Genomic DNA, 22932 nt, shown 5'->3' with positions numbered 1-22932 from the left:
ATATGCTAATATAAAAAAGGAAATGTTAAATTTAAATAGAAGTAACTTCATGAAAGCTTTGCCATAATAGTTTAAAAATAATTAAATAAAGCTTAAACAAATCCGAAATACATTGTTAAGATAGATTTGTTAACCTATAATTTTTACAAATGTATACAAGTATAAAGCTGTACATGGACTAATTTATATACAATTGAGTTAAGGACATAGTTAAGGGAGGCGTACAAATGTATAAGGGCATCAAGTCTATAAAATCCCAGCTTATTGCTATTGTTGGCACAGTACTGCTAATTTCTATGGCAGCAACTGGTTATATAGCATATTATGAGGTGCAAAACGCGGCCAATGTTTCAGCCATAGAAAAGGCTAAGGGCGATATTGAAATGGGACTAGCCTTAATAGAAAAGTCTTACCCCGGACCCTGGCGGGTGGAGGGGGATAAACTTTATAAAGGCGAGATGCTTATTAATGGAAATGAAGCTATCGTGGATAACATAGGCAAATTGACGGGCGATACATGCACCATATTCCTTAATGATACAAGGGTTACCACCAATGTTATTAGGGACGGACAAAGGGCCGTGGGAACACAGGCATCTCCCCAGGTAATTGAGACAGTATTAAAAAACAAACAGCCCTACTATGGTGAGGCCGTTGTCGTGGGAGTAAAATACGAGACAGCCTATCGGCCAATTTATGATCAGAGCAATAATGCTGTTGGTATGTTTTATGTAGGAGTATCCAAGGAATTTGTTGATCAGATCCTTTCAACAGCTTTAAAACATATTGTGATAGCCGGCCTTTTTATCCTAGTCTTATCAGCGATTCTTATACTTTGGTTGGCAAACAGGTTGATCCTAAAGCCAGTTAGTTTATTGAATGAAGGCTCTCAAGCCTTGGCCCAGGGAGATTTAACCCATGATGTCAAGGTGTCTGTGAATAATGAATTAGGCGAGCTAGCCATAAGCTTCAACACCATGGCAGCAAACCTACGGGGAATGGTTAGTAACTTATCTAATCAGGCTATGATACTGTCCGGTCATAGCCAGGAGCTTGCTGCTGCCAGCGAAGAGGTTAGCGCCACAGTGGATAGTATAGCTTCCAACAGCACCGAAGTGGCTGCAATAACTGAGCAAAGTGCGGCAGGGTCCCGGCAGGTTGCTGAAACAATGACCTTAACCAACGTCGAGGTCCAAAAGGGTAACCAATTGGCCCAACAATCGGTAGAACAGATGAATACCCTTCAGCAATCTGTAAATACGGCTGCTGAATCTGTAAAGATACTTCATGAACGTTCCCAAAATATTAACCAAATTACAGAGGTTATTACTCAGATTGCAGATCAAACCAATTTGCTGGCATTAAATGCCGCCATAGAGGCTGCTAGGGCAGGGGAACAGGGCCGTGGCTTTGCAGTGGTTGCCGATGAGGTCAGAAAATTGGCTGAGAAATCAGCCTCTGCGGCTAAGGAAATTCAGGATCTTATCGGTAGGGTGCTCCGTCGGGTAGATGCAGTACTAATGGAAATGGAAAGCAGCCGCAGTGATGCCGAGCATGTTACTACTGTAATTTTAGACACCGGCAATTCCTTTAACGAGATTTACATGGCCATAGCCACAATAACAGAAAATGTAAATCAAATCGCCACCGGGGCGGAGCATATCAGTCAAAGCACTCAGGATTTGGCAGGTTCTTCTGAACAAATTAGTGCTGTGGTACAACAAATTACCGGATCGGCAACAGCCATGTCCAAGATGTCAGAGGATGTAAACGAACTTATCAGGCATTTCAAAATATGATATAATTATATGGTAAACCAAGCAGGCGACGAGGCAAATGTGCAACGTCGCCTATTGCGTTCAAAAAGAAGGACAAACCTAAACCAGAGGAGAGGGTACAGTGATATTAAACAAAGAAAACACTTTGATTGGCTTTATCGGTGCGGGGGTAATGGGGAAAAGTATGGCTGCTAATCTACTAAAGAGTGGATTTCAGGTAATGGTGAATACCAGAACAAAAGCTAAGGCTGATCCCTTGATAGAGATGGGTGCCCGTTGGGAAGACACGGTGGCTGGCTTAGCGGCACAGTGCACAGTAATTATTACCATAGTAGGGTACCCCCGGGATGTTGAAGAGATATATCTGGGTCAAGGGGGAATTATTGAAAATGCCAAGGCCGGAACCTACTTAATAGATATGACTACTTCCACACCTACATTAGCCCAAAGAATATATGAGGCTGCCAAAAGCAAAGGAATGATGGCTATGGACGCACCTGTTTCCGGAGGGGACATAGGGGCAAGGGATGCCACGTTAACCATCATGGTGGGAGGCGAGCAAGGGGATTTTGATGCAGTGGAGCCAGTCCTTAGGGTTTTAGGAAAAAATATAATACTTCAGGGAAAGGCTGGAGCGGGCCAGCATACAAAAATGTGCAACCAGATAGCTATTGCCGCCAACATGGTAGGTGTCTGTGAAGCAATGATTTATGCAAAAAAGGCCGGGCTAGATCCCCATTCGGTCTTAAAGAGCATTGGTGCCGGTGCTGCAGGAAGCTGGTCCCTAAACAATTTAGCTCCGAGAATAATAGATAATAATTATGAACCAGGCTTTTATATAAAGCATTTTATTAAAGATATGGGAATAGCTTTAGAAGCAGCAAAGGAAATGGGATTGAGTACACCTGGACTGGAATTAACAAAGTCCCTATACGATCAGCTGGCTGCTGAAGGAGAGGAAAACTGCGGGACTCAGGCCCTATATAAATATTATGACCGTTAATAAATAATTATTAGTAAAAGGGTGCGCCTAGGCGGACCCTTTTATATTGGTATCCAATATAAAAATTTACCCCTTAATTGGATATTTACCTTGCGGTAATTAGGTTGCTATTATGAATAAACAAAATTTGATTGGGCGGATATGAAATGGGGGGTATAACGGTGGAGTATAACTTTGCAAGCCGGGTAGAAAGAATGGAAAGCTCGATAATTCGGGAGATTTTAAAAGTCACAGAACAGCCTGGCATAATATCCTTTGCCGGTGGCCTGCCGGCTCCAGAGATGTTTCCACTGCAGGAGATTAAGCAGACTTTTAATAAAGTCCTTGGTGAAGGTGATGAATCTGCCCTGCAGTACAGTGCCACAGAGGGATTTTATCCACTAAGGGAGTATATTGCCGCAGCTTTAGCTGAAATAGGAATTAATACTTCACCGGATCAAGTATTGATAACCAATGGTTCCCAGCAGGCCATTGATCTAGTGGCTAAACTATTTTTAGATCCAGGGGATGTTGTATTGGTAGAGAGTCCCAGTTATCTAGGTGCCCTGCAAGTATTTAATAGTTATCAAGCTAGTCTGGTTGCAGTACCAACAGACCCGGAAGGAATTGAACTGGACTCACTGGAGAGGGCCATAACCCAATATAAACCAAAGTTAATTTATATAACCCCGACCTTTAAAAACCCCACAGGTGAAACAATGGGCCTAGAAAGAAGAAAGGATCTGGCAGCTATTTTAGCAAGGCATCATATACCCCTGGTTGAAGATGATCCTTATAGGGAGCTTCGGTACAGCGGCACTCCGGTTCCTCCTATTAAAGCCTTTGATAAAGACGGTAAGGTGATCTACCTGGGAACCTTTTCTAAGACAGTTGCACCAGGCTTAAGGCTGGGCTTTGCCACAACCAGCGCCGGGCTAATGCCCAAAATGGTTTTGGCAAAGCAAGGTGCCGATTTGCATACCGGAACCTTGGTCCAACGGGTCCTTTACAATTATCTGACTTCCAGTAACGTTAAGGGACATATTAAAGCTATCTGTAAAGAATACGCAATAAGAAGAGATACTATGATTTCGGCAATGAAAAGGCAGTTTCCAGAGGGAGTAAAATGGACAGAACCCCAGGGCGGTATGTTCCTATGGGTCACCCTGCCGCCCCAATTAGATACAACTTCTCTATTAAATGAAGCCATCAAACTGGGAATTGCTTATGTACCAGGCCCGGCATTTTTTCCGACTGGAGGGGGGCGAAATTGCCTGCGGTTAAACTTCTCCAATTCATCGCCAGACCAAATCGAAACGGGCATCAGCCGTTTAGCAAGGTTGTTTCATAACAACCTTCAGACTGTTGAAAAAGGTACAAATGGGTTTTAATAATCCCGAGCAGCGACATTCGGAGCAGTGGAAACAGCGCTTCGCGAAGCTGAGGATGCGAAAATGGGTGCCCGGACATGGACGTCCGGGCAAGCCTGAGGTAAACACGATGTTTACTCGAAGGCGGCCCATTTTCGCCCGAAGCAAGGGATTAACGCTGTCCACTGCGGAGATAGGAGTCGTGAGGGATTATTAAAACCCGAATGTAGGTAGTTTCTCGACAATCCGATGTTTCATAACAACCTTGGTTAATTAGATGACATTAAGTATGGGTATAAGGAAATTTCTTAAGGGTTACGCAGTTCGTGGCCCTTTTATTTTTGGAAAATATTGAAACACCTGCGTATTATGACATAATATCAACTGGTGCAGGGATATGGTAAAAGGAATTTGACTAATCGGGCTAGGATAAGGGATTACGCTATTAATACAAATAGTAATTTAAGCATATTGAAGTTAAACTAGTATGAGGGTGGATTAAGCCATAAGAAGGAGTTGGTTTGATGCAAACAGTTAACCTACCAATTAATAACAATGAATTTAATCTTCAGCAATGCTACCAATGTGGTAAATGTACAGCAGGTTGTCCGGTAGCCTTTGCCATGGATATTGCCCCGAACAAAATTATCAGAATGTTACAATTTGGCTTACTAGAAGAAACATTTAGAACAGAAACTATTTGGCTGTGTGCTTCTTGTGCCACTTGCTCCACCCGTTGTCCTAAAGGAGTTGACCTGGCCAAGCTTATGGATAGTTTGAGACAGAAGGCAATTGAACGGGGAATTAGACCAACGGGAAGAGGCCGAAGGGTATCAATATTTAACAGTTTGTTTCTAAGCGATTTGGAAAAATATGGGCGAACCCATGAAATGGGCCTGATGATGAAATATAATTTGAACACCCTTGATCCTTTGAAGAATGCCTTTATGGGATTTTTCTTGTTTACCAAAGGTAAATTAAATATCGGACCTCACCGGATTAAGGGGGCGAAGGATATCAAGCGTATTATGGAAAATGTAAAAAGATTGGAGGCAGAGAAAAAATGAGAGTAGCCTATTACCCTGGATGTTCTCTGCAATCTGTAGCTAAAGAATATGATTCATCCACCAGGGCTGTCAGTAAGGCCCTTGGCATTGAATTAATAGAAATTCCTGATTGGAATTGCTGCGGTGCCAGTGCTGCCCATGCCTCCAGCGAATATCTGGCAACGGCACTGTCGGCTAGGAATCTATGCCTGGCAGAGGAAATGAAGTTAAATGTTACATCTCCCTGTGCCGCATGTTACCAGTCCTTAGCACATGCCAACTGGAAATTAACCAGGGACCAGGATTTACTGGCTAAAATAAACCAGGCGGTGGAACAACCCTATCAAGGGGGTGTTAAGGTTCTCTCCATCATAGACGTATTTAACGAAATTGGCGTGGATAAAATTCAGTCTCGGGTATTGCAGCCCCTCCAGGGACTAAGGGTAGCTGTATATTATGGCTGCCTATTAGTCAGACCGCCCCAAGTAGTTAGTATTGATGACTCTGAAAACCCACAACTTTTGGACAATCTAATTAAGGCTACCGGTGCTGAGACTGTGGAATGGTCCCATAAAGTAGAATGTTGTGGAGGCTCTCTTTCGGTCACAAATGAAGAAGTATCTCTTAAAATGGTTAAAGATATTTTGTCCAGTGCTGCCGCCGCCGGGGCACTCTGTATTGTTGATGCCTGTCCCCAGTGTCATCTTAATCTTGATATGAGGCAGAAAAAGATAAATAAGCTTTACAATACAAACTTTAACATTCCCATCATTTATTTTACCCAGTTATTGGGGTTGGCTATGGGTATACAAGCCAAGGAATTAAATATGAAGACACATTTTGTTAATACAGATCCCGTAACTTCTTTAGTTGGTTAGCAAAAACAGAAGGGATTGATTATATGAACCGGATTGGCGTTTTTGTCTGCTGGTGTGGTTCAAATATCAGCAGTGCAGTGGATGTGTCTGTGCTGGCCCAGGAAGCCGCTAAATTTCCTGGAGTAGTCTATAGTACTGATTATAAGTATATGTGTTCTGTGCCGGGACAAGACCTGATTGTGGAGACCATCAAGGATAAAAGGCTGGACAAGGTGGTTATTGCGTCGTGTTCTCCCAGATTACACGAGCAAACCTTTAGAAAAACCCTGAAAAGGGCGGGATTAAACCCCTATATGCTAGAGATAGCTAATATTAGGGAGCAATGTGCCTGGGTACACCCCAAGATGATGGAAAAGGCAACAGATAAAGCCATTTCCCTGGTTCGTCGGGCAGTTGCTAAAGCTTGGGACATGGAACCTCTATATGAAAATAAGATTGAGGTGACAAAGGTAGCCCTGGTAATCGGCGGGGGAATTGCAGGAATGCAGACAGCCCTTGATATCGCAGAGGCTGGACACCAGGTGGTACTGGTGGAAAGGGAACCCTCTATAGGTGGCAAGCTAGCCATGCTGGATAAAACCTTTCCTACGTTAGATTGCAGTGGCTGAATTGTTACCCCCAAGATGGTTGCTGTGGTACAGCATCCCAATATAAAGCTGTATACCTACTCTGAAGTAGTTGAGGTAGGGGGTTTTATAGGCAATTTTCAAGTAAAGATTAAACAAAAAACAAAGTATGTAGATCATGATAAGTGTAATGGCTGTGGTTCCTGTATTGAAAAGTGCCCTGCTAAGGTAACAAGTGATTATAACCTTTCCTTAGGCAAGCGGAAGTCCATTTACATTAATTCTCCACAGGCAGTACCTAACAAACCGGTGATAGACCCAAAGGGTTGCCGGATGATCCAAAACGGGAAGTGTGGAGTATGTCAGAAGGTTTGTCAGGTTGGAGCAATTAATTATCAAGATACTGAGAAGTTTCTAGAACTTCAAGTGGGAACAATTGTTATGGCCACTGGATATGACCTATTTGCCTGGGAAAAAGCCTATGGTGAATATGGTTATGGCAGGTTTCCTGATGTGATTACGGGACTTCAGTTTGAGCGGATGTTAAATACCTCCGGGCCATCGGCAGGTAAGATATTTAGACCCTCAGATGGGCAGGAACCCAAAAGGGTTGTTTTTATCAAATGTGTAGGCTCAAGGGATGAATCAAAGGGGAAAACCTATTGTTCCAGAGCTTGTTGTATGTATACTGCGAAACATGCCCATCAAGTATTAGAAAAAATTGAAGGTTCCCAGGCCGTTGTGTTTTATATGGATGTGCGAACTCCTGGGAAGGGCTATGAGGAATTCTATCAGCGTTCAGTGGATGAAGGGGCCCTATATATCAGAGGCCGGGTATCCAAGGTTTACCAACGGAGAGATAAGCTGATTGTTATGGGGGCAGATACCCTCCTGGGACGACCAGTGGAGATTGAAGCTGATTTAGTGGTTTTGGCTACAGCCATTGTGCCAAGTCAAGGTGCAGATAATTTAGCTCAATTAGTGGGATTTTCAACCGACAAGGATGGGTTTTATCAAGAAGCCCACCCCAAGCTAAAACCTGTGGAAACAAATACCGGAGGTGTCTTTCTGGCCGGCTGCTGTCAGGGACCTAAGGATATACCTGATTCAGTAGCCCAGGCCAGTGCAGCGGCAGCCAAGGTTCTAGGCATACTAGCCAAGAAGGAATTAGCCACGGATCCCATGGTATCCCAAATTAATGAAAGGATTTGCACCGGCTGTCTGGTTTGCAAAAATGTTTGTCCCTTTAGAGCCATTGAGGCAAAAGTCGACCCTAAAACGCAAAGGACCGTAGCCTCAATAAATACCAGCCTTTGTCAGGGTTGTGGTGCCTGCTCATCTTCTTGCCGCAGCGGGGCCGCCGACGTAAAGGGCTTTTCCAATAAACAAATAATGGCGGAGATATCGGCCCTTTGTCAATAAATATACAATATGGACTTTAAAACTACCTTTGAAGTCCATATTCTGTTTATCTAAACCTTAAATGCAATTTTTGGTGAAAAGAGCAGAAATTTTCGTTGCTTTAAAGGTGTAAATATCAGATAATCAAGTATATAGTTAATTCGTCCAGGGTTATTTTAAATAGTAACCCTTATTTTCGTTACCTGACCCTTTAGATGGACAGGTTAAACCTTTAAAAAATATATCAGGAAATTATAGGAGGGCAGTTAATTGCTGAAAAATGTAAGAAGGATTTTTGTGGAAAAACGCACCGGCTTTGATATTGAGGCCAGGAGCATGCTGTCAGACCTAAGAGAGAACCTGGGCATTAAAGGTTTAGAGGCTGTTCGTGTAGTAAATCGCTATGACGTTTCGGGTATTACAGATAAAGAATATGCGGCGGCGCGCAGCACAATTTTTTCTGAGGCTCCTGTGGATCAAGTGTATGATGAATATTTGGCATGTGCTCCAGGGGAACGGGTCTTTGGGGTGGAGTATTTACCAGGCCAATTTGATCAACGGGCCGATTCTGCAGCCCAGTGTGTGCAAATTTTGACTCAAAAGGAACGCCCCAATATTGTTTCTGCAAAGATAATTATACTCAAGGGGCAAATTAGTGAAGAGGAATTTCTCAGAATTAAGGCTTACTGTATTAACCCTGTGGAGTCACGGGAAGCTTCCCTGGATAAACCTACCAGTTTAGATTTTGAGGCCATAGTCCCCGGGGAGGTCGCTGTGCTTGATAACTTTATTGATCATGGAGCCATGGAACTTCAGGAATTGTCACAAAGCCTGGGTCTGGCTATGAATAGTGAAGATCTTATTTTTTGCCAGCAGTATTTTAAGAATACAGAAAATAGAAACCCAACTATAACTGAAATAAAGCTTATTGATACCTATTGGTCGGATCACTGCCGGCACACCACCTTTATGACGGAAATTGAAGAGGTTTCATTTGAAAAAGGTTTACTAAATCAGCCTGTTGAAAAAGCCTACGAGGAATATCTGGCCTCAAGAAAATTTGTTTACGGTGACAAGGAAAAAGATGTCTGCTTGATGGATATTGCTGTCCTAGCCATGAAGGAGCTTAAGAAAAGGGGACAGCTGTCCGATCTGGATGAATCGGATGAAATAAATGCCTGCAGCATTGTTGTAGATGTTGACATTGATGGTCAGAATGAAGAGTGGCTGGTTATGTTCAAAAATGAAACCCATAACCATCCAACGGAAATTGAACCCTATGGTGGAGCAGCTACCTGCCTCGGAGGTGCCATCAGGGATCCCCTTTCGGGAAGGGTCTATGTTTATCAGGCTATGCGTGTAACTGGGAGTGGAGATCCCAGGGTCAGTGTGGAGGAAACCCTTCCTGGGAAGCTTCCACAACGTAAAATTACTACCGGAGCAGCGGCCGGGTATAGCTCTTACGGAAACCAAATCGGACTTGCCACCGGCCAAGTGGCAGAGGTATATGATGAGGGCTTTGTGGCCAAACGCATGGAAATAGGTGCTGTCATAGGTGCTGCCCCTAGAAAAAACGTAGTTCGCATGGCACCAATAGAGGGTGATTTGGTAATACTGGTGGGCGGCAAAACAGGACGCGATGGCTGTGGCGGTGCCACCGGTTCCTCCAAGGAGCATACTGAAGAATCGCTGCTAAGCTGCGGCGCTGAGGTGCAAAAGGGGAACCCCCCCACCGAAAGAAAGATTCAGAGATTATTTAGAAACCCAACCGTAAGCACTATGATTAAGAAGTGCAATGATTTTGGGGCTGGTGGGGTTTCGGTAGCTATAGGTGAACTCACGGATGGTTTGGAAATTGACCTGGATGCCATACCAAAGAAATACGAAGGCCTAGATGGTACGGAACTAGCTATCTCCGAATCCCAGGAGCGGATGGCCGTTGTAGTTAGCCAAGGGGATGCAGAGGCCTTTTGTAAATTTGCCCAGGAAGAAAACTTAGAAGTAACGGTGGTGGCAAAAGTTACCTCAAGCCCTAGGCTAAAGATGTCCTGGCGGGGCAAGTATATTGTGGATTTAAGTAGAGCTTTCTTAGATACCAATGGAGTTAAACAAAAAACTAAAGTGGTTGTTAAGTCTGCCCCTGAACAGCAAAATTATTTTAGATCTTTGCCTGGGGCAGTAATAGGAAAATTACCTCAATTAAAAGAGGCATGGCTCGCTAATTTGCAAGATTTAAACGTCTGCAGTCAAAAGGGTCTGGTGGAAAGATTTGATAGCACCATCGGAGCGGCAACCGTATTAATGCCCTTTGGAGGAAAGTATCAGGCTACTCCTGCTGAAGGCATGGTGTCCAAAATACCGGTATTATCCGGAGAGACCGATACTGCAACAATTATGACCCACGGGTATAATCCAAAGTTGGCAAAATGGAGTCCATTTCATGGTGCCCTCTATGGGGTTGTTGAGGCTGTTAGTAAACTAGTGGTTTTAGGCGGTGATTTTAGTTCCGCCCGCCTGACCCTGCAAGAATATTTCGAGAAACTTGGCAAAGACCCGGTGAAGTGGGGTAAGCCCTTCAGTGCTTTGTTGGGGGCTTTTTACGCACAAAAGAAGCTTGGCATACCTGCTATTGGTGGTAAGGATAGCATGTCTGGAACCTATATGGATTTACATGTGCCGCCCACCCTGGTAGCCTTTGCTGTTGGTATTGTCAATGCCAACAGGGTGGTCTCACAAGAATTTAAGCAACACAACAGCAAAGTGGTATTACTGCCCCTTAAGCGGGATGAGAATGAGATGCCTGACTTTATGGCCATGGAAAAGAACTTTGTTAGGGTTACAGAGTTGATAAAAGCCGGAGTAATATTAGCTGCCCAGGTAGTGAAGGTTGGTGGGTTAGCAGCAGCAATTAGTAAGATGAGCTTTGGCAACAAGATAGGTATGGACTTTAAACAAGAAATTGAACCGGCGGATCTATTTAGGCCTGATTACGGTGCCCTGCTGCTGGAGGTAGCTGAAAATGTGGAACTGGACCATGAGTTTAGAGGGGTGGAATATAGTTTAATTGGACATACCCGGGACAGCCAGGTTATTAGTGTCAACAATACAGAAATCGATATAAATGAGGCATTTGAAGTTTGGGAAAAGCCCCTTGAGAAAATATTCCCCACTAAAACTGTAACTAATGCTTGTGGTAAACTGAAGCTCAAAATATTTGATCAGGGAACAAAGGGCAAATCACAAGTAAGTGTGGTTAAACCTAGAATATTTATCCCCGTATTTCCCGGAACCAATTGTGAGTACGATTCGGCCAGGGCCTTTGAAAAGGCCGGTGGGCTGGTGGATACTATGGTGATTAGGAACCTGACGCCAAGGGATGTTGAACAGTCGGTCAATGAAATGGTAAAAAGAATTGAACTGGCCCAAATAATAATGCTGCCTGGTGGATTTAGCGCCGGTGACGAGCCGGACGGTTCCGGTAAATTTATAGCTACCATGTTTAGAAATCCCCGGATTAAGGAAGCTGTAATGAAGCTGCTTGAGCAGCGGGATGGCCTAATGCTAGGAATTTGCAATGGGTTCCAGGCGTTGATTAAACTGGGACTTGTTCCCTACGGAAAGATAGTAGATATAAATGAGGTATGCCCAACCCTTACCTTTAACGAAATAGGCAGGCATATTTCCTGTATGGCACAGACCAAGGTGGTCTCAAACCTGTCGCCATGGTTCAGCAATGTTGAGTTGGGGGAAACCCACACAGTGGCCTTTTCCCATGGTGAGGGTAGATTTGTGGCCTCGGAGGATTTAATTGAAAGGTTAGTTTCCAAGGGCCAGGTTGCCACACAATATGTAGGTTTTGATGGTAACCCAAGTAATGATATTCGATATAACCCCAACGGTTCATTTAACGCCATTGAGGGAATCACCAGTCCTGACGGGAGAGTTCTTGGCAAAATGGGTCACTCCGAAAGAATAGGAAAAAATGTTGGTATTAATATTCCCGGCAACAAGAATCAGAAATTATTTGAAGCAGGAGTAAGGTACTTCAAGTAAAATTAAGAGGTTCGCAGCACAGCGAACCTCTTTTTAATGTATTAACGGGGGATCTCGTACAGAAGCTGAGAATAATCAATCAACATTTACGATTATGCTAAGTATAGCATTAATAAAAGAATGTAAATTCCAGTGGTCACTTCAAGGTAAATGTCGTAAGAAAGTCTATTTACTCTGGAGCGGTGGTCATATAAATATGACCAAAAATTTGTACGACATGAATCAAAATGGAGCAACAAAAAGGAACATATACCACAATGGAACAGGGCAATAAGTGCCATAAGCTTAATTTAGAACTGTTTAGTATAGGTATTTAAATGGGAACTGATTTTTTTGTTACCTTGGCACGAATGTTGCTGTATAAAAAGAGGACAAATTTTATGTTAGGGACCGCTGGCATGTCTGATAATTTAGAAAAATTAAAATAAAACTATCTTAATTTAAAAGGGAATTTGGAATTAATATCTAATAATATATCTATTATATAAGTACTAGGGGGTGGTCGTTACAATGCAATCTTTAAAGCAGCAGATTACTACTTTGATGGTTGCTGCTATTATTATTCTTGCTGTCAGCTTTATGATTGCAATAGGAGTTCAGATTAAAAACACAGCCGTATTAGCTGCTGTGACCAAAGCTAAAAGTGACATGACTGCCTCGGAGGCAATTGTTGACTTAAAATACCCCGGGCCATGGAGGGTTGACAATGGGCTTCTTTTTAAAGGCGAGGTATTAATAAATAACAACAATGAAATCGTAGATTATATCAGCAGTTTGACCGGCAATACCTGTACCATATTTTTGGGTAAGAATAGGATAGCAACAACGGTAAAAAAGGATGATGGTGAGCGGGCTGTTGGCACCCTGGCTTCTGAAGAGGTGGCGAAAACAGTTCTAAATCAAGGGAAGGAATATCTGGGCGAGGCAGAGGTTGTTGGACATAAATATCAAACAGCCTATAAGCCTATCTATGATCAAAAAGGGAACATAGTTGGTATGTTCTACGTAGGTATTTCTAAAAAATATTATGACAAGCTATTTTATGATTCCTTAATTAGTTTAATAATTGTAGGAGTTATACTTACTGCTCTGGTATTTGTTGGAACAATCTACTATACGAAAAGATATATTACTGACCCCCTTAAACAATTAACGGAAGAAACCCAAAAATTTGCTAAGGGTGACTTTTGTTCTTTATATAACCCTGTTCAAATAGAGAGTCAAAATGAAATTGGGGAGTTAGCCAGGGCGATCAATCAAATGGGTGGTTGGGTCCAAGCCCTTACACACCAGATTGACAAGGCGACGGCTATCTCATCTCAACCTATTAATCAGATAGCCTCTAATGAGGCAAGCGAGTCTTCCGGGGAAAAGGATGAATGTTTAAAGAAAATATCCCCAAATGATAAAGAGCAGTGGGGGGAATTGTCCAAAGGATTAAATGAGGTAACGTTACAACAGATACTTGGCTATATGAAAAATCAGCATACTAGTTTATCGGCCTCTGATATAGCGCAGGAAGTAAATCTTACAAAGGTTACCGTGCGCCGGTATCTCGACTTTATGGAGAAGTGCGGCAAGGTAAAGGTTGACATGCAGTATGGTCCAGTGGGCAGGCCCCTGAAGTTATACAAATTAGAAAAATAAAAAAATAAAGGAAGATGCCAATAAAACTTATTGCTTGGCATCTTCTTTATTGATAAGCGCAGAATGCTGGGAAGGCTTAGCAAGGACAACAAATTACTTAATTAATTTTATTTTTTTTATTAACTTTTCTAACTTTATAAATGTGGCAATCCTTTCCAAAGGCTTAAGCTGAGTCTGTTTTAATGGTAAACATGCCCGTGAAAAAATGATTGCCAAAAGGGTTTTAAGGGTCAAAGTTTTTAATTTTCTAAATTTACAAAATATTGCACAGGCCCTAGGTAGGGAGTAAAATTAGCCGTACACGGATAAGTATGCGTATATATTTAATGCAGTTTTGGTTAGATTCGGACAAACATTTTTAATTTTTCTTTTAAATAAATGAATGGTCATAATATTGCATATCTTTGGGGAGAGGCCTGTATATCTTAATTAAAGATATATAATTAATTTGAAGGGGGGTGGCATTAAAGTAAAATCCGCCACCAACATTAACAGGATGGCAAGGCATTGCTTTAAGATAGGAGAAATATCTTGGAAAGGTGGTGGACATTACCAAAACGAGTTTAGACGGGTCAGTACTAGTTTAGGTTTTAGCAGGATAGAAAAAGACAGCCGCTAAAAACCAGGTGACAAAAAGCAAGCCGAAAACAATCCCGGTTAAACCGAGGGGGTTAAAATTACATGAGGAAAATAAGCAGGCGCGATTTTTTAAAAAGTATTGGATTAGGAACAGCAGGGTTATCACTGATTGCTAGCCCGGCTTTAGCTTCAGAGGCAGAGGTAAAGCTTACTGGAGAGAAGTTGCCATCCAAAATAAGAAAAGTTAAGGAAACATTTACCGTATGTGCCTTCTGTGGCTGCGGTTGCGGAATCATTCTTTATTCTAATAATGACAACCCAAATAAAATTATTTTCTGTGAAGGGGATCCGGATCACCCAATTAATGAAGGATCCATTTGCTCCAAAGGCAACGCCATTATTGATACCTATAACACAATAAATAAAAAGGGCGACCGAGAAATCAACAGGTTGCGTATTACTAAACCCCTTTATAGGGCTCCCGGTAGTTCCCAGTGGGAAGAAAAAACCTGGGAGTGGACCCTTTCAGAGATTGGCAAGCGTGTAAAGAAAGCAAGAGATGAATCTTTCCAGGAAAGAGATGACAAAGGAGTAACCGTTAATCGGACAACTGCCATTGGCGCTCTGGGAAGTGCTTCCCTTGATAGTGAGGAAAACTACCTGCTTCATAAAATGTGGCGTGCCTGGGGTATGATTAATATCGACCACCATGCCCGTCTCTGACACTCCTCTACAGTAGCCGGTCTGGCTGCTTCTTTCGGACGGGGTGTTATGACTAACCACTTTATCGATTATATCCATAGTGATGTCTTTTTAATGATCGGTTCCAACTCGGCTGAAAACCACCCGCAAACCATGAGGTGGATTATGAAGGCCAAGGACAAGGGTGCCAAGTTGATTGTAGTTGATCCAAGACTTACTAAGTCTGCGGGTATGGCGGATTTATTTGCACGACTTCGTCCTGGTACTGACATTGCGTTCATTAACGGACTAATGAATTACATTATTGAAAACGAACTGTACCAAAAGGAATATGTACTTAACTACACCAATGCCAGCTTCCTGGTTAACCCTGACTTTAAGTGCGAAGATGGTGTATTCTCCGGATTAAAGGAGAATAGCGGTGTATTTAGCTATGATACATCCAGCTGGCAATATCAGAAGGATGGCGACGAGATTTTGAAGGATCCAACACTGCAGGATCCAAACTGTGCCTTCCAAATTCTTAAAAAACACGTTAGCCGCTACGATATTAGCACTGTTTGCAAAATCACAGGTACACCGGAAGATATGTTTAAGAAGGTCTGTGAATTATATGCATCTACTGGCAAGGCAGGTAAAGCGGGCAACGTGATTTATGCTATGGGTATTACCCAGCATACCTATGGTTCACAGAACTGTCGTGCACTCTCTGTTCTCCAGTTATTGCTTGGTAATATCGGAATACCGGGCGGTGGCTTAAATGCCCAACGGGGTGAGTCCAACGTTCAGGGCTCCACAGATATGGCTATGCTTCATCATTTGCTGCCAGGATATAACCCGATGTTTAATGCCAATTCGCACCCAACCTTACAGGATTACTTTGATAAAGAAGTTCCCAAGACCAGCTACTGGTCAAACAGGAACAAGTTTATCGTCAGTATGCTAAAGGCCTGGTATGGAGATAAGGCTACACAAGAAAATGACTTTGCCTATGACTGGGTACCCAAGCATGACGGCAAAAACCGTTCCCATATGGGTATTTTCAAAGAAATGTCTGAAGGCATAGTGAAAGGTTTCTTCGCCTGGGGGCAGAACCCCGCCGTAGGGGGACCTTCTTCCTTCCAGGAACGCTTAGCCCTAGACAAGTTGGAGTGGCTGGTATCCGTTGATCTTTTTGAAACGGAAACCGCAGGTTTCTGGCATAGACCAGAGGCAGATCCTTCTAAAATCCAAACTGAGGTATTTATGCTGCCGGCTGCTATGTCCTATGAAAAAGAGGGTTCCGTTATCAATAGTGGACGCTGGTTACAGTGGCGATACCATGCGGTTAACCCACCGGGTGAAGCCAAGAGTGATCTGTGGATTGCCGATAGAATATTTAAGGCCGTTAAGGCAGAATACCAGGCTGGGGGTAAATTCCCTGACGCCATAATGAATATGGTATGGGATTATGATATTCCTGGTGAAGACGAGCCAAATATTAAACAGGTGGCCAAAGAAATTAACGGCTATAATGTAGAGACAAATGCAGTTCTGCCTGGTTTTGCTGCCCTTACAGCCGATGGCACCACAGCCTGTGGCTGCTGGATTCACAGTGGATACTGGGCTGAGGATAAAGATGCCAAGGTGCCTGCAGTTATGCGCCGGCTTAAAAAGGATCCCTCAGGCTTGGGATTATTCCCGCAATGGGGCTTCTCCTGGCCGGCAAACCGGCGTATTGTTTACAACCGTTGCTCTGCGGATATGGCGGGCAACCCCTGGAATCCAGAGAAACCCTTGATAAAATGGGATGCTTTGGCTGGCAAGTGGGTTAATGCGGATGTGCCAGACTTTGGAGCCACTACACCATCACCGGAACCAGGTGGAACACCTACACAGAATCCGCCGGAAAAAACAGGAACCAACCCCTTCATTATGCTTGAAGAGGGTCATGGACGTTTGTTTGCTATCAAGGGTGTTGTCGATGGACCTATGCCGGAACACTATGAACCCTTTGAAAGTCCAGTTAAAAACATGATTTCAAAGCAGCAAACCATGCCGTTGGCCACCAAGTTTGGTGAGTTCAGCAAAGTGGCCGAAATTGCCAGCGAAGACTATCCATATGTTGCCACTACCCATAGGGTAATTGAGCACTATCAGAGCGGTGCGATAACTCGTCACTGCCCCTCCCTGGCTGAAGTATCTGCTCATATGTTTGTAAACATCTCACCAGGTCTCGCTCAAAAGCTAGGCGTTAAGACCGGTGATGATGTGGTAGTTGAAAGTATTCGTGGAGAGATTACCTGCAAGGTGTCTGTTTCAGGGGTTTGTGTACCCTTGAAGGTTGACGGAAAAGAGGTTGAGGTGGTAGGTATGCCCTGGTGCTTCGGCTACAGAGGCTATGCCACAGGTGCTTCAGCCAATGACCTGACACCCAGTGTAGGAGACCCGAACACCAGCATTCCGGAGTATAAGGCTTTCCTTTGCAATATAAAGAAAGCTCAACCGGGCAAACACTAACTGAGCAGTTGAATTGGGGGGTGTAGTAAGTGTCGAAAGGCGTACTAGTTGATATAACCAGATGTATGGGCTGCAAAGCTTGTCAGGTAGCCTGTAAACAGTGGAATGACCTGCCATCTTCAAATCCTGACTTTAAAGATGGCTTAACCAGCCCACCAGACATGGATGGGTACACCTATACCACCGTCCGTATTGAGGTGGTACAGGGTGAAAATGATTATACCATGAGATCGGCTAAGAAACAGTGCATGCACTGCGAGCATCCGGCCTGTGCCTCGGCTTGCTTTGCTAAGGCCCTGCAAAGGGATCCCAAAACCGGTGCAGTGGTCTATTACCCTCACCTTTGTGTGGGTTGTCGTTACTGTATGTTGGCTTGCCCCTTTGATGTTCCAAAGTACGAATGGGATAAGGTTTTTCCATTAGTGGCCAAATGTCAATTTTGCTTTGATCCCTTAGAGGGAAAGCATGATCGTTTAGGTTACGGACTTACACCGGCTTGTATTGACACCTGTCCTACGGGTGCTCTCAAGTTTGGCGAAAGGGATGAACTGTTAAAAGAAGCTCATGCTAGGATTGACAGTGATCCTAAATATTTAAAGAAAGTACTTGGCGAAAATGAGGCCGGCGGCACAGCGTGGCTCTACATTTCCGACGTGCCCTTTGAGACCTTTGGTTTCCGTCCCAACCTGGGAACCAGGCCGCTGCCAGAATACTCCCACAACTTCCTCAAATGGACACCAGTTATTGCGGTGGGCTGGGGTACCTTGCTAACTGTAATGTACCACTATACCAAGAGGCGTGAACAAATTGCCAGGGAAAGCGGCAAAGATGTTCACATGTAAGCAGCGGAAAAATCTGACGAACCAATTGGTTTACTGGGGGGAAAAGAGATGTCAGCAAATAAAGGAATACTAAAGGAAATTGCGGAATATAACTGGAGGTTTAGAATGACTCCTGCCCGCAAGATTCTGCTTCTGCTGGCCGGCCTTTGTATAGTTGTGGCAGGTTATCGCTTAGCCACAGGCTTAGGCACCAGTACGAATCTTAATGACCAGTGGCCCTGGGGGCTCTGGATTGGCTTTGACGTTCTGACAGGGGTTGCCTTGGCTGGCGGTGGTTATTTTACCGCCATTGTGGTACACGTTCTGCACAGGGGTAAATATCACTCCATAGGACGTACAGCCATGTTAACCTCGCTGATTGGCTACATTTTAGTTATGGCCGGACTGTTCCTGGATATCGGCCAATGGTTTAACTTCTGGAGACCCTTTGTATCCTGGGGTCATGCATCGGTACTGTTTGAAGTTTTCTGGTGTGTGTCCTGCTATACCACCGTTCAGGTCTTGGAATTTGGCGAAATCATGACAGAAAAAGTTGGTACCAAGTACCACGATTTCTTCAAAAAGGCCATGCCTGTTCTGCTAATTGTGGGTATCATCTTCCCTACTCTGCACCAGTCTTCCCTGGGCGGATTGTACCTGATTATGGTTGATAAGCTTTACCCACTGTGGTGGTCAACATTGATTCCTCTGTTTTTCCTGATGTCCTCATTCTTTGTGGGACCTGCCATGATTTGCTTTGAAGGAGCCCTGGCAGGAAAAGCCTATAAGCACAAGGTACCAATTGATGTGCTAAGGGGATTGGTAAGGATTTCTGGAGTAATCATGGTGCTTTACCTTGGCCTAAAAATCTTTGACCTTACCAGCAGGGGCGTATTAGGGATGGCGTTCCTAGGCAATGTTGAGGGAAATCTATTTCTGGTTGAGATGATCTTTGGTGTTATAATTCCCATAATAATTGCCTTTACCGGTCTAAGTGCTACCCGTTCAGGATTGCTTACCTTCGGTGTTTTGGTAAGCGCCGGGGTAATTCTGAACCGTATGAATGTAGTGTTTACCGGCATGGCAGCGTCTCTAGGTGGCTGGTACTTCCCATCCCTGATGGAATGGTCTGTAAGTATTGGCCTGGTAGCCATCGGGTGTCTGGTTTACTGCTTCATTGCTGAAAACTTTAATATCATGGAGCATGACGGGCATTACGAGAGGGTTTCCTAAATAAAAAATGCGAGTAAAAGGAGCTGGCTCTAATGGAAATTCTGCAAAATGAACGGGAAAAACTAGCTAACTTTTATGTTGAACTGTTAGAATTAGATAATCTAGATTCGTTAGAGTTAAAAGTAAATCTTACTCGTGAGCAAATCAATGATTGGGGAAAGGGGCTGGCTGTGCTGGCCCTAGCCCCCATTGAATTTAACTGGGAACTAGCCTTTGAAAGGTTATTGGCTGTGGCTAAAGCCTGCCAAAAGTGGCAGACCGGACCCCAACAGCCAACAGCAAAGAATATTGAAGACTTGGAGTCATTAGAGGCTCATCAAAGGAAGGAACTAGTCAACTCCCTAATTAGGGTTGACGGTCAGAACAATCAATGGGCCAAAACACTGGGGATATCAACGGAACTGTTGGATTTTTTGAGCATTAATACCTTTAGGCCAGCTTTAAAGACTTTTTCCCAACATATATTAACCAAACTTCCCGCTGGAGAGTGGGAGCAGGCCCATTGCCCAGTTTGTGGTGATCAGCCAACCATGTCTAAGCTGTCGGGTAAAGAAGGTCTCCGCAAACTATATTGCAGCCGTTGTGAAACGGAATGGCGATATAAGCGCATTGGTTGCCCGTACTGTAAGAGTGATGACGTTCCCTCAATGTACTATTTAACATTGGAGGATAACAAGCAGTACAGGGTGTATCTATGTGATCACTGTAAAAGCTACCTTAAGACAGTTGATGAAAGGGTTTGCGGCGAGGTTGATTTATTCTGCGAAGATTTAGCCACCGAGGAGCTTGATCAAGTGGCCAGGGAAGAAGGTTACAGACGGGGAGATATGAGGCAACAGGTATAAAAAGTTGATATAACAAATGGGAAAATTCTATCTTTGGAAAGAAAAGCCTGGTAGAATTTTTCCTATTTATACCTAATGATGGTTGATTTTGGTTTTTGCTTGGAAACTAGTCAAATAAATATTGTATTGCACCTTGCCTATTAACTTAATAACATATAAAATAACTGAGTGTGCAAGAAAAGAATCAGTTTTTAGGACAACCTATATTTGGCTCTTGACTTGTTTGGGATAAGTTAATATAATCTAATATGTAGTCCGTAGCAAAACTTAATAATTCTTCTGGAGAGGTGGCCGAGTTTGGTCGAAGGCGCATGACTGGAAATCATGTAATGGGGCAACTCATTCGCGGGTTCGAATCCCGCCCTCTCCGCCATAAATTTGTTTAAGTCTATGACCGTGCTAGACGGGGAGGTAGCGGTGCCCTGTACCAGCAATCCGCTGTAGCTGGGTTGAATTCCTGCCTTAGGGTATGATTTGTGAGGTCCGGCTATCGTAAGGGGCGTTGACGACCGGGTCTTGCGCAGCGTAGGCTCTCGAACCGTGTCAGGTCCTGACGGAAGCAGCACTAAGGGAATCCCTGCGGGTGCCGCGAGGCAGCCTGGTCTGAGCAACCTGCGATGGAATCGCTCGGAAGTCATTACTCGACGGCTGGTGCACGGTCTCCTTATTATAGAAGCAAAGATTTATGACTGCCTGTCTCCGACAGGCAGTTTCTTTTTGCATCTTTTACGAGCCTTTCTTGTTTTGTGAAATTAGTATATAATAAATAAAATTAATTAGCTAACTAATTAAATTGGGGGGTGTACAATGGAAAATTTAATTAAGGTACAAATCAATGATCAAATCTTTGAGGTTGCCAAAGGTACACCGGTATTAGAACTGCTGAAAATTTCAAAGGTCCAAACAAATAACCTTGTAGTCGCAGCGATTGTAAATAATATGTTAAAGGACCTGGGGGCAGAATTGGAGCAGGATTGCCAGGTTCAATTTGTGGATACTTCCACAGATGAAGGAATGAGAGTTTATCATCGCAGTGCAATAATGCTTGTTATGAGAGCCATTTCAGAGATTTTGCCCGGCAGCAATGCCGTTGTCCAACATACCCTGGGCAACGGTGTTTATGGGGAAATTAATTACCATAGGCCTTTAAAGGACAGGGATATTGGTCGGATAGAGAGGCAGATGAGATATATTATCGAAGCCGATGAGCCGATCACCCGTAAGACGGTTAGCAGAGAAGATGCCGAGAGGTTGTTCACAGAGTCCGGGCAAGTGGAAAAGATTAATCTATTAAAACAGCTTTCCCAAGAGGAAGTAATACTTCATTGTTGTGGTGGTTATTACGATTTTTGTTTGGGCCCCCTTGCCCCAAGTACGGGCTATCTCAAGGTTTTCCGATTACGCTTCTACCTGCCTGGATTTATCCTGGAGCTGCCTAAAAAGGAGAGACCAAATGAAATACCTCCCTACGTTGAGCAGGGCAAACTAGCTAATATCCATTTTGAAGCCAAAAAATGGGCCAATATAATTAAGGTAAATAATGTTGTCTCCCTTAACGAGGTTGTTTTAAAGGGGGATATGGGAGAAATCATTAATTTAATGAGAGTATCCGAGGCGTTCCATGAGAAAAAGATCATGCAAATCGCTGACCAGATAACGGAGAATATTGATCGGATTAGGATAGTGCTAATTGCGGGACCATCCTCCTCGGGTAAAACTTCCTTTGCCCAGAGACTCTCTGTGCAGCTACAGGTTAATGGCATTAAACCCGTAGCCATTGCCCTGGATGACTATTTTGTGGATCGGGAGCTTACTCCTCGGGATGAGGAGGGCAACTATGATTTTGAGAGTATTGATGCCATTGATAGTGCTTTATTTAACGATCATCTGATAAAGCTGATTCAGGGTGAAGAAATAAAGCTGCCTTACTTTAATTTTAAAACAGGTAAACGAGAGTATCATGGCGATAGGCTGCGCCTGGAGCCATCTGATTTAGTTATTGTGGAGGGAATACACGGGTTAAACGACGTGCTAACCAAATCTATCCCCAAAGGAAGAAAGTTTAAGATTTATGTTAGTGCGTTAACTCAGATAAACCTTGATAATCAGAATCGTATACCCACTACAGATGTTAGAATTCTGCGCCGTATCATGAGGGACTATCGCTGCCGGGGCAGGTCTGCCATTGATACTATAAGACTATGGCCTTCGGTTCGCCGGGGAGAAGAGAAGAATATATTTCCCTTCCAGGAAAGTGCCGATGTGATGTTTAATTCGGCCCTGCCCTATGAATTGGCAGTTATAAAGCAGATCGTAGAGCCTGTGCTTAAGGAGATTACTCCGGACATGCCAGAGTACTCAGAGGCCCAAAGATTGTTGGCGTTTTTGAATTATTTTGTACCCCTCAGCGTCGATGCTGTGCCACTAAATTCAATTATCAGGGAGTTTATCGGAGGAAGCTGCTTCTTAAGCTCAGTTATCAGATAGTACAGGAGATGCCCCGGCTCAAAAGCCGGGGCATTATTTGGTTGT

The 22932-nt window shown here is 43.7% G+C and carries 12 protein-coding genes, 1 tRNA gene, 1 other RNA gene and 1 pseudogene; all 15 read left to right on the top strand.

The window, feature by feature from the left end:
* Positions 1 to 227 precede the first annotated feature (227 nt).
* Positions 228 to 1655, top strand: a pseudogene (locus tag P6N53_RS12935) (methyl-accepting chemotaxis protein); the annotation flags it as partial.
* A 244-nt stretch (positions 1656 to 1899) separates the two neighbouring features.
* Complete coding sequence (locus P6N53_RS12930) at positions 1900 to 2781, top strand: NAD(P)-dependent oxidoreductase (RefSeq protein WP_304543804.1); 882 nt, start codon at positions 1900 to 1902, stop codon at positions 2779 to 2781.
* Between the two features lie 161 nt (positions 2782 to 2942).
* Positions 2943 to 4151, top strand: coding sequence for an aminotransferase-like domain-containing protein (locus tag P6N53_RS12925; RefSeq protein WP_304543803.1), 1209 nt, complete (start codon positions 2943 to 2945; stop codon positions 4149 to 4151).
* Between the two features lie 503 nt (positions 4152 to 4654).
* Positions 4655 to 5197, top strand: a complete 543-nt coding sequence (locus P6N53_RS12920) for a 4Fe-4S dicluster domain-containing protein (protein WP_304543801.1) — start codon at positions 4655 to 4657, stop codon at positions 5195 to 5197.
* The gene (locus tag P6N53_RS12915) at positions 5194 to 6054 is read left to right on the top strand and encodes a CoB--CoM heterodisulfide reductase iron-sulfur subunit B family protein (RefSeq protein ID WP_304543799.1); all 861 of its coding nucleotides are present in this window, start codon (positions 5194 to 5196) and stop codon (positions 6052 to 6054) included. Before P6N53_RS12920 ends, P6N53_RS12915 begins: the two co-directional genes overlap by 4 nt.
* 23 nt (positions 6055 to 6077) lie before the next feature.
* On the top strand, positions 6078 to 8042 hold the full coding sequence (locus P6N53_RS12910) for a CoB--CoM heterodisulfide reductase iron-sulfur subunit A family protein (protein ID WP_304543796.1): 1965 nt from the start codon (positions 6078 to 6080) through the stop codon (positions 8040 to 8042).
* A gap of 315 nt (positions 8043 to 8357) precedes the next feature.
* Positions 8358 to 12074 (top strand): phosphoribosylformylglycinamidine synthase, encoded by a 3717-nt coding sequence (locus P6N53_RS12905; RefSeq protein WP_373323046.1) that lies wholly within the window; start codon positions 8358 to 8360, stop codon positions 12072 to 12074.
* Positions 12075 to 12584: 510 nt separating this feature from the next.
* Positions 12585 to 13721: a cache domain-containing protein gene (locus P6N53_RS12900; RefSeq protein WP_304543791.1), complete on the top strand. Its 1137-nt coding sequence runs from the start codon at positions 12585 to 12587 to the stop codon at positions 13719 to 13721.
* Between the two features lie 681 nt (positions 13722 to 14402).
* Positions 14403 to 17501 (top strand): formate dehydrogenase-N subunit alpha, encoded by a 3099-nt coding sequence (fdnG, locus tag P6N53_RS12895; protein WP_304543790.1) that lies wholly within the window; start codon positions 14403 to 14405, stop codon positions 17499 to 17501.
* Positions 17502 to 17530: 29 nt separating this feature from the next.
* Positions 17531 to 18343 (top strand): 4Fe-4S dicluster domain-containing protein, encoded by an 813-nt coding sequence (locus tag P6N53_RS12890; protein WP_304543789.1) that lies wholly within the window; start codon positions 17531 to 17533, stop codon positions 18341 to 18343.
* Between the two features lie 48 nt (positions 18344 to 18391).
* Positions 18392 to 19555, top strand: a complete 1164-nt coding sequence (nrfD, locus tag P6N53_RS12885; RefSeq protein ID WP_304543788.1) for an NrfD/PsrC family molybdoenzyme membrane anchor subunit — start codon at positions 18392 to 18394, stop codon at positions 19553 to 19555.
* Positions 19556 to 19587: 32 nt separating this feature from the next.
* The gene (locus P6N53_RS12880) at positions 19588 to 20400 is read left to right on the top strand and encodes a formate dehydrogenase accessory protein FdhE (protein ID WP_304543785.1); all 813 of its coding nucleotides are present in this window, start codon (positions 19588 to 19590) and stop codon (positions 20398 to 20400) included.
* 281 nt (positions 20401 to 20681) lie between these two features.
* A tRNA-Ser gene (locus P6N53_RS12875) sits at positions 20682 to 20773 on the top strand.
* 21 nt (positions 20774 to 20794) lie between these two features.
* Positions 20795 to 21059: signal recognition particle sRNA large type (ffs, locus tag P6N53_RS12870), an RNA gene on the top strand.
* Between the two features lie 148 nt (positions 21060 to 21207).
* Positions 21208 to 22887: a nucleoside kinase gene (locus tag P6N53_RS12865; protein ID WP_304543783.1), complete on the top strand. Its 1680-nt coding sequence runs from the start codon at positions 21208 to 21210 to the stop codon at positions 22885 to 22887.
* The last annotated feature ends 45 nt before the right edge of the window (positions 22888 to 22932 follow it).

This window comes from Desulforamulus aquiferis (assembly GCF_030577015.1).
In the GTDB taxonomy this organism is placed as follows: Bacteria; Bacillota; Desulfotomaculia; order Desulfotomaculales; family Desulfotomaculaceae; genus Desulfotomaculum; species Desulfotomaculum aquiferis.
This window is presented reverse-complemented; position numbering and strand designations above follow the sequence as displayed.